Raw genomic sequence first — 11768 nt, 5'->3', positions numbered from 1 at the left:
AAAGAAGCGGGGAATGCAGCTGGAAAAAAGGAAGATTTTAAATTGTTAAATTCTTTTTGGATACGTCTAAGGAAAAAGCATATCAAGCAAAAAAGCTACTTCTGGATAATGATCGTGATATCACTGCTCAGGCTGTGAAAGATATTTTGACTGGCAAAGGGGAAGAGCGTAAAATGATAATTGACTTATTTCAGTATCGTAACGATCAAATGGAAGCGCTTATCGGAAAAGAATTTGCCAAAGGAACGCATAAGAGGTATGAAACTTCCCTGAGGCATACAAAATCTTTCATTAAATGGAAATACAAAATGGATGATCTTCCAATAAAGGATTTAGACTATGACTTTATTACTGAATATTCATTCTGGTTTAAATCGGTTAGAAATTGCAATCAAAATACTACGGCAAAATATCTAGGCAATTTTAAAAAGATAGTCCTGGAGTGCGTTAAGAAGAAATGGCTGAGAAGCGATCCATTCCCAGAATTTAAATTAACGAAAAAGGAGGTGCTGCTCATGCCTTTGACAGCAGGTGAATTAAGGGTAATTGAGGAAAAGTTAATCACAATCGAGAGAATAGCTCAGGAGAGGGACATTTTTCTTTTTAGTTGTTATACGGGCCTCGCATACATCGAAGTTAAACAATGAACGCGTAGTCAGATTGCCAAGGGTATTAATAACGCCTATTGGATTTTTAGTAACAGGCAAAAAACGGAAACTAATATTCCATTACTCCCGCAGGCAATTAAATTATTGGAGATGTATAGAGATCATTCCCAATGTCTAGCAGAAAATAAGTTACTATCAGTTTTAAGTAACCAAAAAATGAATTCATACCTGAAAGAAATTGCTGACCTATGTGGAATCACCAAGATACTGACTTATCATATTGCCAGACATACGTTTGCCACAACCGTTACCTTGTCCAAACAAAGGCGCTTGTGCCATAAACTTTGGTTTCAGGCACTGATGTGGCTGGGCTGCATGCACGAGAAATGGAGACATAGATACACCGTTCCGGCCTGACCTGTTGCCAAAACCTCTTAACGGCCGGGAAGTTTTTCGAGCTCACCGGCTACTTCCATGAAGTTGAGGCCATCCTCGCCTTTTGGAAGTAATAAACACGTAATATCCATGTGAGAGCTAACCCTGATACGGGTTGGCGCATCAAACTCTCCCACATCCGAGTACAGAAATAGCATGAGTAATCCACGCCCCTTAGAATTCACATTCATGCGCCATTCAAAAAAAAGTCAGGATCTCTACCGGGAAAGCTCGCATCCACATACCAGCCTGCGTCACAAGGATCTTCGTGAGAAGGAAAGTGTATAGGAAAAGTGCCCATCGCATTGCATGGGAGTCAATTATTTGTTCTAACAAGCTGATCGTAAGCACCATGCGGTACGGAGGTGTTCGTAGATTCAACAAATGGCGTCTTGGAATACATGCCCAGCCGCACAACCGGCTTCTTCCAGCTTTCCCGGATCGTTACGATCCATACCGAGATCTTTCCACAAAATGTTGCGGGCTGCGGCCGCAACATTTTTGTGAAAAAGCGTTTTTAATGCATATAAAGCCCTTATTTATGAAATTTTAAGATTGTTTGCTATTCAATATTTCTTCCATAACATTGTTTGATCTGGATCAAAGCAAGGTGTTGAGGCCAAGTCAGATCGTGTTTTTTACAAATAAAAATCTACAGTGAAACATTCCCTTATCACCAAGGGAGCACGTCTGATGCGACGCGGAAAGAAATATTAGAGTCGCCATACGCTTGCTCTTATGGTTACTTACAAATTTAACGATTTGGTATATAAAAACTATGCGTGGCGCAGCACTCATTCATAAACCACAAAAATGTGGCTGAAAATCTGATGTTTAGCAAATTCTTTGACATTACTTTGTGTAATAATCCCGACTGACCCGTGAACCGATTACTTATGCTCATTTATTCCTTAATTTTATTCAAGGCTCCCAGGATTTCAAAAGTCAGTTCATAAATATCGCGTTCAACTTCGGCATAATTTCTCATCAATATAATTCCATAATTGTTCTCTTTGGCAAAAGCAAAATTAGCCGTATAACCAGCAACCGCCCCTCCATGATTAATAATGGTCAATCCTATCTTCTGATTAATGAAAAACCCTGCTATCAAAGACCGCACTATGCTGGAATACAAACGCCTTTTGGTTCATACGATCCACGATCCTCATGAATCATAGGGCTTAGCTCAACAAATTGACTGTCAATACTAACCATGGTAGAATTTATGTCTCAGTCCTCGTTTGCTATGGCTACTTTGTTGAAAGAAATATTTATATCTGTAAGAATCCTCGTCTTCTTCCGCTTTGAAAAGTACCAGAATACCGCTGGCCTATCAGGGAAGTTATCAATCACGGAGATTTCTCCACTGACAGCACTTTCTCAAAATATACAAAATCGCATCCATAACATCTCGCAAATCCAATTTACGCTTACGCTTTACGGCTAAAAATGTCGATATTGCAACCTATTGTGGGCGGTCAGCCAATTATACTGTTTAGTCAACTCTTTAAGGTTTCGTCGCTACAAAGAACGCACGACCCTCATTATTCTCAATAACCCAAACACGCTCTTAACATTTATATCATATGGAGCTATTATTAAACTATATAAGAAAATATTCTTCCATTTTAGTTTCTGAAAATGATTTCGAGATTATTGTAAGTTATTTTACTTTCAAAAAATTAAGAAAAAAGCAATATTTCTTGCAAGAAGGAGAAGTCTGTAAAAATTTTGCCTTTATTGTTAAAGGTGCGATGCGGCAATATTACGTTGATGAAAAAGGTGGTGAGCATTTTGTGCAATTAGGTATAGAAAATTGGTGGATGGGCGACAGAGAAAGTTGGGCAATGCTCACACCATCACGTTATAATATCGATGCCTGGGAAGATTCTGAGATACTATTTATTTCACATGCAGATGTGTTGAAAGTGAGTCAACTATTTCCAGCACTTATGGAAATGATGCGAAAAATGGATGAAAAAAATACCATAGCCACACAAAAAAGAATAACTTCTACAATTAGCTATACTTCTGAACGTCGTTATGCTGATTTTACTTTGGAATACCCGGATTTAGTTCGGCGTTTCCCTCAACATGTTATTGCCTCTTATATTGGAATCACAAAAGACACTTTAAGCAGGGTACGTAAACAAACTTCTCATAAATAAGCCCAAACAATATATTTTTTCGATTACGTAGACATATATCTACTTTTTTTATCGTCATTTATCATCGTTTCATTTTCCTTCATTGCTGCATTTTTGTTGAAATAACCAAAAATGACAATGGCATTCTCAGCAACCTCACATTTTCAGGAAAGAGGACTATGTACAAAAATGAGTGTACTCTCTCGCTTTCCCATTAACGGAGTTCCTTTTTTTATTTTCAACGATTAGGGTAAAAAGTGCAATTCATAGCGAAATACGTCCATGGAGTGGCTTGGCTATTTGGTGGAACTTTGCATCATCAAAATAATCAAAACGAAAATGAATATCGGAATATTAGAAATCAATCGCAAAAACGTAGCCAACGAGCTATCAAAATTATTGGCCAACGAGTATGTGCTTTTTACGAAAACAAAAAACGCTCATTGGAATGTAGAAGGGCTTGACTTTTATGATAAACACCAATTATTCGACAATCAAGCCAATCAATTAGCTTCAATAATCGACAGTGTTGCCGAAAGAATCAGAACCTTAGGCTTCACCGCACCAGCCAGTTTAAAAGCATTTCTTGAATTGACAACATTACAAGAAATAGCCTTTGACTCACCTAATAGCGTCGAATTTGTCAAAGACCTATTAGTTGCTCACGAAACTATCATTCTTCATTTAAGAGCAAACATCAATCCCTTTACCAACGAATATGAGGATGCAGGCAGCAGTGATTTTATCACCAGTCTTTTGCAAGAACATGAAAAAACTGCTTGGATTTTAAGAACACTTTTAAATTAAATCACTTGGGGGAAAAAGTGCAATTCAAAGCGAAAAGCGTCCATTGTTGCCCCAGAAAAATCAACCCAACTTTGGATTATCAAATTAATAATTCACAAAAACAATTTAAATACAAAAAGTCATGAACAAGTTTACAGTTAAAGACGGAACAGAAATTTATTACAAAGATCTAGGCCAGGGCCAACCAATTTTCTTCCACCACGGATGGCCACTTTCATCTGACGATTGGGATGCTCAGATGATGTTTTTCCTGGAAAAAGGTTTTAGAGTAATTGCACACGACCGTCGTGGACACGGCCGCTCCACCCAGACTTACCAAGGCAACGACATGGACACTTATGCAGCGGACGTAGCCGAACTTACTGCTCATCTTGACCTCAAAAATGCAATTCACGTAGGCCATTCAACAGGTGGAGGCGAATCGATTCGCTATGCGGCACAATTCGGAAAAGACCGTGTTGCCAAAGTGGTGTTGATTAGCGCCATCACGCCTTACATGATTGCCGATGAAAATAATCCTAACGGGGTTCCGTTAGCCGTGTTCGACGATATTCGGTACAATACACAACACAACCGGGCTCAATTTTACCAGGACATCACCATTCCTTTTTTTGGCTATAACCGTAAGGGTGTTGAGATTAAAAAAGGCATCCAGGATAATTGGTATAGACAAGGCATGATGGGTGGTATTAAAGCGCAATACGATTGTATTAAAGTGTTTTCAGAAACAGATTTCACTGACGATTTAAAAAGTGTAACTATTCCTGTGCTTGTTTTACATGGCGATGATGACCAAATCGTTCCTTATGAAACTACTGCCGTAAAAGCTGCCGAACTATTACAAAACGGAAAATTAATTATCTATCCAGGATTCTCTCACGGTATGCCAACTACTGAAGCCGCTACCATCAACAAAGACATACTGGAATTCATAAACGCTTAAAAAGAAAGCGAAAAGCGTCCATTGATTGCCTGGTCTTTTCGCTTCCACTGTGCTACATCAAATTACTATTATTAAAAAAATAAAAACATGAAAAATTTAGTTTTGACAATCGGATTATTAACAATATTATTAACAAGTAATGTTTCTTTTTCACAAACAGAAAGAGTGCCGGCTTCATCTGGAAGAGCAGAATATATTGAAGTTGAAAAAGGGGTAAAACTTCATGTAACCGACCTTGGCGAAGGACAACCCATCGTTTTAATTCATGGATGGCCTTTAAGTGATGCCATGTACGAGTATCAATACCAATACTTAAGTCGTAAAGGATTCAGGGTGATTGGAATTTCGTTGAGAGGCTTTGGAAAATCAGATAAACCTTATGGTCGCTATGATTTTGATGTTTTCTCAGATGACATTAAGGTAGTCTTAGATAAACTCAATATCCAAAACGCTGTGCTCGGTGGATTTTCAATGGGAGGCGCTGTGGTCATTCATTACATAACAAGATATAATGCAGCTCATGTGAGCAAATTGGCCCTTTTTGGTGCCGCTGCACCATCCTGGAAGCAAAGAGGAGCATCGGCATACGGTATATCAGAAGCAGACGCGAATGGTTTACTTATAAAAACTATGACGGCCAGAGAAGATTTTATTGCCGGGCTTGGTAGTGCATTTGTAGGCAAAGAAGGTAATATTTCTAAACCTGTAGAAAAATGGTTGGAGAACATCAATTTAGAAGCGTCTCCCTATGCGGTTACGGAATCGATGCGTTCTTTATTAGACCTTGATTTGCGACCAGTACTTTCAAAAATTAAAATTCCTACCGCCATATTTCAAGGCACTCAGGACAAGTTATGTCCATACCCATTAGCCGAAGAACTTAATAAAGGCATTAAAGATTCTTACATTGTGAAATTCGAGAACAGCGGTCATGCACTATACGTGGAAGAAGCAGAAAAATTCAATACGGAGCTTGAAAAATTCGCCAAAAAATAATAATTGTTTTATCCATATAAGGGGCTTCCTAAAAACAGCCCCTTATTTTTTTAAAGAAATACTATTTTATGAAATACATAGCACTTAAAATAATAAATTTCGGAGCCGTTGATCACCCCAAATCGGAATTTAAAAAAGGTAGTTTCGTCGGGCGTTGACCAGTTTAAGTAAATGATTGACAATGTTGTAGCCCATGGTCAGTAATACTCAGGTGATGGTCAATCTGCCAAGGAATCATATAGTCAACGCGTCCGAATTCTCCAATCTGACCTCCCAATTACATATTTGCTGATAATGACTGCTTGATTACTGTTGGGCTCCTACTTTCGATCTGTCAGCGATTGCCATTGCCCCGTCCATTTGTTCTGAACTTTAAACACTAAATTTCAATTCAGTACGCTCAGCGTTTCAATTAATCTTTTCGCATGATCTTTTGCTTTGCTGATGATTTCCTGCTTTGTATATCCTGCCGCAACCGATGTTCCATGGAAATAGATTGGATCTAAGTATTTCATTTGCGCATAATAAGCTGTTTGTTCAAGATTTTTGCAAAACTCATAAACCCGGAAATGATGCTCTCCCAGCGTCCGGTAACCTTCCTCCGGTGCACCCACTGTAAAACTGGGCAGGAAATTTTTGTTTTTAAGCTTATCTCCCTGGCTGCCATAAGCAAACTGATATTCAAATACAATATCGAACCAGTTTTTCAGGATGGCTGGCATGTTATACCAGTAAACAGGATATTGAAGAACGATTGTATTATGATCCAATAAAGCGTTCTGCTCGGCTTTGGGATCTATTTTATAATCAGGATACAATTCGGATAGATTTCGGATTTCAACAGGCAACCCACTATTTTCTACCTCTTCCATGATGGTTTTGTTTGCTACCGAACCAGCAAAGTTTGGGTGCCCTAAAATAATTAATGCCATATTTTATTATTTATGATAAACTATAATAATTATAGTTGCAAAACTAAGTTGAGTAAGATATGTTTGCAATAACTATCAATTTGGATAGTGCTAAATTCGGGATTAATGAAGGTTGAATGTGAGAGCGATTATATAAAGATGGGTGATAAGCATTATCCATGCACGGTAAGCCTGGCGATGGATATGGTTGGTGGAAAGTGGAAAACGGTAATTCTTTATCACCTTAAAGACTCATGTAAACGGTACAGTGAGTTGAGAAGGGAAATGGCAACGGTAACCGAAATGACCCTGAGTCTACAATTGAAACAGCTTGAAAAAGATGGATTGGTGTCCAGAAAGGTATATGGTGAAAAACCACCAATAAGGGTAGATTACAGTCTGACGGATTTTGGACGGACATTCATTCCCGTTCTTGATGCGATTCTGAAATGGGGTAATCAGATTGCTTTTGAAAAGGGAGAGTTTGTAAGTAATAAATGAAAGCAACTTTCCCATGCTGCAAGTAATGAGTTAGTGATTACTCTTCCCAATTGGAAAGATTTATGTTTTTAATTAATGATATTCGCTGCTGTTTTAAAACACGATTTCATAGCCATAATTTTACTTTTAAAACGATCTGAGTAAAGAATTCTTCGCTTGTAATTTAGTATATTTGTGATACAATAGTATTAATTATTAGGGTATAAAGCCAATAAGTATTATAATGATATCACTTATATCGCCATCCAAGGCACTTCGCAAGCTTGCTGAAAATGTGCGTTCCAGGCGTTTAAATGCAGGACTTACTCAAGAAGGGTTGGCAGAACGTTCAGGCGTTGCCCTTCCAACTTTGAGGAAATTTGAGCAGAAAGGGGTCATTTCTTTGGAGTCATTTCTTAGGTTACTTTTGGTGGTGGGCGGCCTGGAGGAAGTGATTGAGGCTATAAAGCCGGTAAAACTCACTCTCTCTTCAATCGATGAAGTGTTGAAAGAAGAAACTTCAATCCGTAAACGAGGCCGTCACAAATGAACCAATCTATCGCAGAACTCAGAGTGGGATTGGATTTCGGGAGTGAAATTCTTCCAGTCGGACGTTTGGCTATTCGCGACCATACCATTTATTTTGAATATCATGCGTCATTCATTCAAAAAAGGTTAGAGATTTCTCCACTACGTTTGCCTTTCAAATCAGGCGTTACCGCTTTTGAAGCAAGACCTTTCGAAGGATTAGCGGGTGTATTTAGCGATAGCCTGCCTGACGGCTGGGGACGCTTGTTATTTGACCGCCTCTTGCGTTCTCAAAACATATTGCCTTCCGATATAACGCCACTGGATCGTTTGGCACATGTTGGAGTTCATGGGATGGGAGCCTTAGTGTATGAACCGGATAATAGCTCGTCTGATATTGAGCACGGTTTGATTGATCTGGATCATCTCGCTCAACAAACCGACGATGTTCTTACAGGAAGTTCTGATGAAATTATTCAGGAGCTACTCTCTTTAAATGGGTCGTCTGCCGGGGCAAGACCGAAAGCACTTATAGGCGTTGATGAGACTCGTCAGAACATATCCCATGGAGCCAAGCAACTCGCCCCAGGATTTGAGCCCTGGCTGGTCAAGTTCCCGAATTCTCAAGATGGCTTCGATTCCGGTGCTATCGAGTACGTTTATGCCCTGATGGCAAAAGAGGCGGGTGTTACAATGTCAAAAACTCATTTATTCGCAGCCAGCAAAGGATGCGGATATTTTGCAGCAAAACGTTTTGACCGGGATGGTACAAAACGATATCACATGCATACAGTAAGTGGGTTATTGCATAGTGATTTCCGGACACCCTCTTTGGATTATGAAGATTTACTGACGTTGACGGGTCAGCTTACGAAAGACATCCGGGAAGTAGAGAAAATGTATAGACTGGCGGTCTTCAACATCCTTGCCCATAACCGGGATGACCATGCCAAAAATTTCAGTTTTCTGATGGATGATAGAGGGGAATGGAAGTTATCGCCAGCATATGATCTGACGTTTTCTAATGGCCCTGGAGGAGAACAAAGCATGATGGTAATGGGAGAGGGAAGGAATCCTGGCCAGAAACAGCTATTAAAGTTGGGTCTTGAAGCAGGTTTATCGAAAACCATTATAGAAGAGACGGTAGATCAAACAAAGTTTGCATTAGGGCAGTGGAAGAAATTGGCAAGAGCATACGGCGTTAGTCAGTCTACTATGGAGTTGATAAGTAAAAGATTGGTTGGATAGATTTAACACATCCATTTGCAATTCCAATCAACCATTAATATCGGAAAATATAACTTCATTAGATATATCAATATAAGTAAGCTATTAGTTTACAAAATAGGATATTTGTAGACAATATTCAGGGGAACTGGCCATAGAATCATGTTTTGCCAGAATGACCGAAAAGAAATAGGGATATCTCATGCAGCCATGCAGCGTCGCAAATTTGTACACATTGAAATCAAGGGTTTCGGAGAATTGATCGTAAAGCGACTATTGTTTTCTTTCGGCCAGCAAGTTTTTTAATGATCTTTGGGTACCAACCGTATATTTCAGTGACAAGGAAAGAACTTCATTGATTTGTTGATCTGAGAACTCATTTAAAATAGCTTTGAGGCGTTTAATGATGTTTTTTTCTGATGTTTCTGGTATTTTTTGATGTAGCGGATTGTGTGTGAAATTTGGAGCAACAGGATGTTTTCAACAGTGATGTCATTATTCTGTTTAATAAACAAAATCGTACAATTCCTACGCCTTATGGTGGGGTGGGGCTTATTGCATCCGATTTTGATAAGCGAGCTAATTTGGGTGGTTAAGCCCAGTTGATTAAAAATCTGGTATCCAGTCAGGTTTCCAATCGATTTATCTTCTCTTATAAGGAGATTTTTTACTATTTCTAGTTCATTTGGAGCATGTGTTCCAATAATGGTTTCTTTGGGTTTATAGAATTTAACTTTCGAGTATCTGGCTAATTGGCCAGATCGAATCATACGACAAAGAGCCTTTCGTACTGGCTCTCTTGGATATTTTGATTTGCGAGTTCTTTGGCAGTGGAAATGCAGCACTCTGGAAGAACGCCTATATGAATGGACAAATAATCAGAAATTTTCATACAATATAACTATTTGCATGCAGGGAGGTCGGAATCCGTTGTGTCTTAGTGATTTGTCGAAGGAAATTTCAATGTAACCCACGCATTTCTGGTTTTGTCTGCTCCAGGTCAACTTGCGGTTCATCCCCACTTTTGGTGGTCACTCAGAATTTAACAGTAACCTTCTTTTCAACAATTGAAAACCTGCGCGACCATACATTTGCCTTTTCAAAGTTTTAATTTTATTTAAATTTTCTTCAACAGGTGCGTCTTCAGGGTAGGTTAAATGCGTTTTGAATCACTTGAAAATCTGGTTTCATACTCAAAACTGAATAGTTCGGTAGGCAAAAAGCCTGTGTATTCGACGATAGTAAATGAGGTGTCAATTGTTACTTATTATAAAGCTAAGAAATTTATTGGAATCGACATTGCAAAGGATACGTCTGTGGTTGCTTATCCAGTCCTGAATGGCTATCAGTCCAAATGTTACCGTCAAATTAGAAAAGTCACAAAGACAAAAGCCGGGCGGCCGGTGCCGAGCATTTACCTCGAACCAGGCACTGCTGAAACTGGCCTATCTAGTTGTAAGGGAACTTTCTAAAAAGTGGACCATGTCAATTCATAATTGGGGCTTGACGATGTCACAATGGTACATTAAATTTGGTGATCGATTACAGGCTGACCGTGAATTTTTCCTTGGCGGCTAAACCTTCCAAAATCAAATCCTGAAACAGTTCCGTGTACACTCCCCGCAATCACCCCCAATGACCATATGAGCCAGATACCCCTCTGATCGTGCCAGAAGGGTAGTTTTTAAGACGGCAGTGACTTACAAAGTTGAATATCTTTTCGGCTTGACACCCATATGCTGCTCAAAAACCCTTGAAAAGTGGCTCAGATTTGTGAATCCCATCTGATAACCCACCTCAGAAACCGCCAGGCGTTTTTCCCTGAGCAATTGGGCGGCTTTATGCATTCGTCCCGACTGATAATACGCAAAAACCCCCTTGCCAAATGTTTGCTTAAAAAGCTTTCGCAGCTTGGGTTCGCTCATGCCTGCCTGCCTGGCCAGTGCCGCGATATTTGGTGGTTGATCAAGATGTGATTGTAAATGGGCTTTAACTGCATAAACGGCTTTAATGTCCTTGATATGCATAGCGCTAACTGGCACAGCTTCACGTTGCATCAGTATGGTAAAGATGTAGTATAACAGTTCTTCACATTTTAACTTGTAGTATTGGCTTTCGATGCTTTCCGGAACAGGCTGATGCAAGAAATCGCTGGCACACTTAATTATTTCCGGTGATACACCCGTCTCAAATACAAAATTTTCCCTGGCCTGAAGAACACTTGTCACCACAGGATGGTCAATTTGCCCAAACAGCTGATGTAAATACTTCTTGGAAACCGCGATTGTCACGCTCCCAAAAATGGTATTGGACGGCATTTCCATGATGGTGGAAACCGCATGCCTGCAAATCAGGATATTTGCTTGTTCGGATACTAACTGCCCTGCCTGTCCGGTTGAAGGAAAAATCCCGCTTAACATGAAGATTACATCTTCCTGACCTTCCGCTAATTCATTTGTCCGCTCGATAAAAACATCCTCTTTGAGATGGTAATTCCGGATCATCATGCGCAGGTTATCTCCCCAGGAAAAACCCGTGAGGTAACCTGCTCCCTTGCTCTCGGGAATGTATATAAACCGGCCAACGACATCTGCACCAATTGCTTTGGCAAATTCCTGGGCAATCCCCGATCCCTTATCCGTAATCGCTATTTTCATTTACGACTATTTATTGACTATATAAGGTT

At 39.6% G+C, this 11768-nt stretch carries 16 protein-coding genes and 1 pseudogene; 11 read left to right on the top strand and 6 right to left on the bottom strand.

The window, feature by feature from the left end:
• The first annotated feature begins 173 nt into the window (after nt 1-173).
• Both AC1XUO_RS28950 and AC1XUO_RS28945 read left to right on the top strand, forming a co-directional pair.
• Nucleotides 174-647 carry a phage integrase SAM-like domain-containing protein gene (locus tag AC1XUO_RS28950; RefSeq protein WP_483333370.1) on the top strand — a complete coding sequence of 158 codons (474 nt, stop codon included), beginning with the start codon at nt 174-176 and terminating at the stop codon, nt 645-647.
• Between the two features lie 177 nt (nt 648-824).
• Complete coding sequence (locus AC1XUO_RS28945; RefSeq protein WP_483333367.1) at nt 825-1025, top strand: hypothetical protein; 201 nt, start codon at nt 825-827, stop codon at nt 1023-1025.
• 17 nt (nt 1026-1042) lie between these two features.
• Here AC1XUO_RS28945 and AC1XUO_RS28940 read toward each other — a convergent pair whose 3' ends face one another.
• From AC1XUO_RS28940 to AC1XUO_RS28930, 3 genes are all read right to left on the bottom strand, one after another.
• Complete coding sequence (locus AC1XUO_RS28940; protein WP_483333366.1) at nt 1043-1201, bottom strand: hypothetical protein; 159 nt, start codon at nt 1199-1201, stop codon at nt 1043-1045.
• Between the two features lie 158 nt (nt 1202-1359).
• A complete protein-coding gene (locus tag AC1XUO_RS28935; RefSeq protein WP_483333365.1) occupies nt 1360-1542 on the bottom strand; it encodes a hypothetical protein in 183 nt (60 codons plus the stop codon).
• Between the two features lie 405 nt (nt 1543-1947).
• Nucleotides 1948-2118, bottom strand: a complete 171-nt coding sequence (locus AC1XUO_RS28930) for a hypothetical protein (RefSeq protein ID WP_483333363.1) — start codon at nt 2116-2118, stop codon at nt 1948-1950.
• 150 nt (nt 2119-2268) lie between these two features.
• Here AC1XUO_RS28930 and AC1XUO_RS28925 point away from each other — a divergent pair, with 150 nt between their 5' ends.
• From AC1XUO_RS28925 to AC1XUO_RS28905, 5 genes are all read left to right on the top strand, one after another.
• Nucleotides 2269-2490 carry a hypothetical protein gene (locus AC1XUO_RS28925; protein WP_483333362.1) on the top strand — a complete coding sequence of 74 codons (222 nt, stop codon included), beginning with the start codon at nt 2269-2271 and terminating at the stop codon, nt 2488-2490.
• A gap of 139 nt (nt 2491-2629) precedes the next feature.
• Nucleotides 2630-3211 carry a Crp/Fnr family transcriptional regulator gene (locus AC1XUO_RS28920; protein ID WP_483333361.1) on the top strand — a complete coding sequence of 194 codons (582 nt, stop codon included), beginning with the start codon at nt 2630-2632 and terminating at the stop codon, nt 3209-3211.
• Nucleotides 3212-3529: 318 nt separating this feature from the next.
• Nucleotides 3530-3997, top strand: coding sequence for a Dps family protein (locus AC1XUO_RS28915; RefSeq protein ID WP_483333359.1), 468 nt, complete (start codon nt 3530-3532; stop codon nt 3995-3997).
• Nucleotides 3998-4118: 121 nt separating this feature from the next.
• On the top strand, nt 4119-4940 hold the full coding sequence (locus tag AC1XUO_RS28910; protein WP_483333358.1) for an alpha/beta fold hydrolase: 822 nt from the start codon (nt 4119-4121) through the stop codon (nt 4938-4940).
• 87 nt (nt 4941-5027) lie between these two features.
• Nucleotides 5028-5936, top strand: a complete 909-nt coding sequence (locus tag AC1XUO_RS28905) for an alpha/beta fold hydrolase (RefSeq protein ID WP_483333357.1) — start codon at nt 5028-5030, stop codon at nt 5934-5936.
• Between the two features lie 386 nt (nt 5937-6322).
• Here AC1XUO_RS28905 and AC1XUO_RS28900 read toward each other — a convergent pair whose 3' ends face one another.
• Nucleotides 6323-6868, bottom strand: coding sequence for an NAD(P)H-dependent oxidoreductase (locus tag AC1XUO_RS28900; RefSeq protein ID WP_483333356.1), 546 nt, complete (start codon nt 6866-6868; stop codon nt 6323-6325).
• Nucleotides 6869-6973: 105 nt separating this feature from the next.
• Between AC1XUO_RS28900 and AC1XUO_RS28895 the strand changes: the two genes are divergently transcribed.
• The 3 genes from AC1XUO_RS28895 to AC1XUO_RS28885 all read left to right on the top strand — a co-directional run bounded on the left by AC1XUO_RS28895 (nt 6974) and on the right by AC1XUO_RS28885 (nt 9103).
• Nucleotides 6974-7348 carry a winged helix-turn-helix transcriptional regulator gene (locus AC1XUO_RS28895; RefSeq protein ID WP_483333354.1) on the top strand — a complete coding sequence of 125 codons (375 nt, stop codon included), beginning with the start codon at nt 6974-6976 and terminating at the stop codon, nt 7346-7348.
• Between the two features lie 223 nt (nt 7349-7571).
• Nucleotides 7572-7877, top strand: coding sequence for a helix-turn-helix domain-containing protein (locus AC1XUO_RS28890; protein WP_483333352.1), 306 nt, complete (start codon nt 7572-7574; stop codon nt 7875-7877).
• Entirely contained in the window at nt 7874-9103 is a 1230-nt protein-coding gene (locus AC1XUO_RS28885) for a type II toxin-antitoxin system HipA family toxin (protein WP_483333350.1), read from the top strand. The genes AC1XUO_RS28890 and AC1XUO_RS28885 overlap by 4 nt, the downstream gene beginning before the upstream one ends.
• A 359-nt stretch (nt 9104-9462) precedes the next feature.
• Here the strand turns inward: AC1XUO_RS28885 and AC1XUO_RS28880 are convergent, their stop codons facing one another.
• Nucleotides 9463-9927 carry a DUF6088 family protein gene (locus AC1XUO_RS28880; protein WP_483333348.1) on the bottom strand — a complete coding sequence of 155 codons (465 nt, stop codon included), beginning with the start codon at nt 9925-9927 and terminating at the stop codon, nt 9463-9465.
• A 513-nt stretch (nt 9928-10440) separates the two neighbouring features.
• Between AC1XUO_RS28880 and AC1XUO_RS28875 the strand changes: the two are divergent.
• Nucleotides 10441-10660 (top strand): annotated as a pseudogene (locus tag AC1XUO_RS28875) (hypothetical protein); the annotation flags it as partial.
• 122 nt (nt 10661-10782) lie between these two features.
• Here AC1XUO_RS28875 and AC1XUO_RS28870 read toward each other — a convergent pair.
• Entirely contained in the window at nt 10783-11739 is a 957-nt protein-coding gene (locus AC1XUO_RS28870) for a helix-turn-helix transcriptional regulator (protein WP_483333346.1), read from the bottom strand.
• Between the last annotated feature and the right edge of the window lie 29 nt (nt 11740-11768).

The sequence above is a fragment of the Dyadobacter sp. HNCC25DJ186 genome (assembly GCF_056895235.1).
Note: the sequence above shows the minus strand (reverse complement) of the source record. Positions and strands in the feature narration are given on the sequence as shown.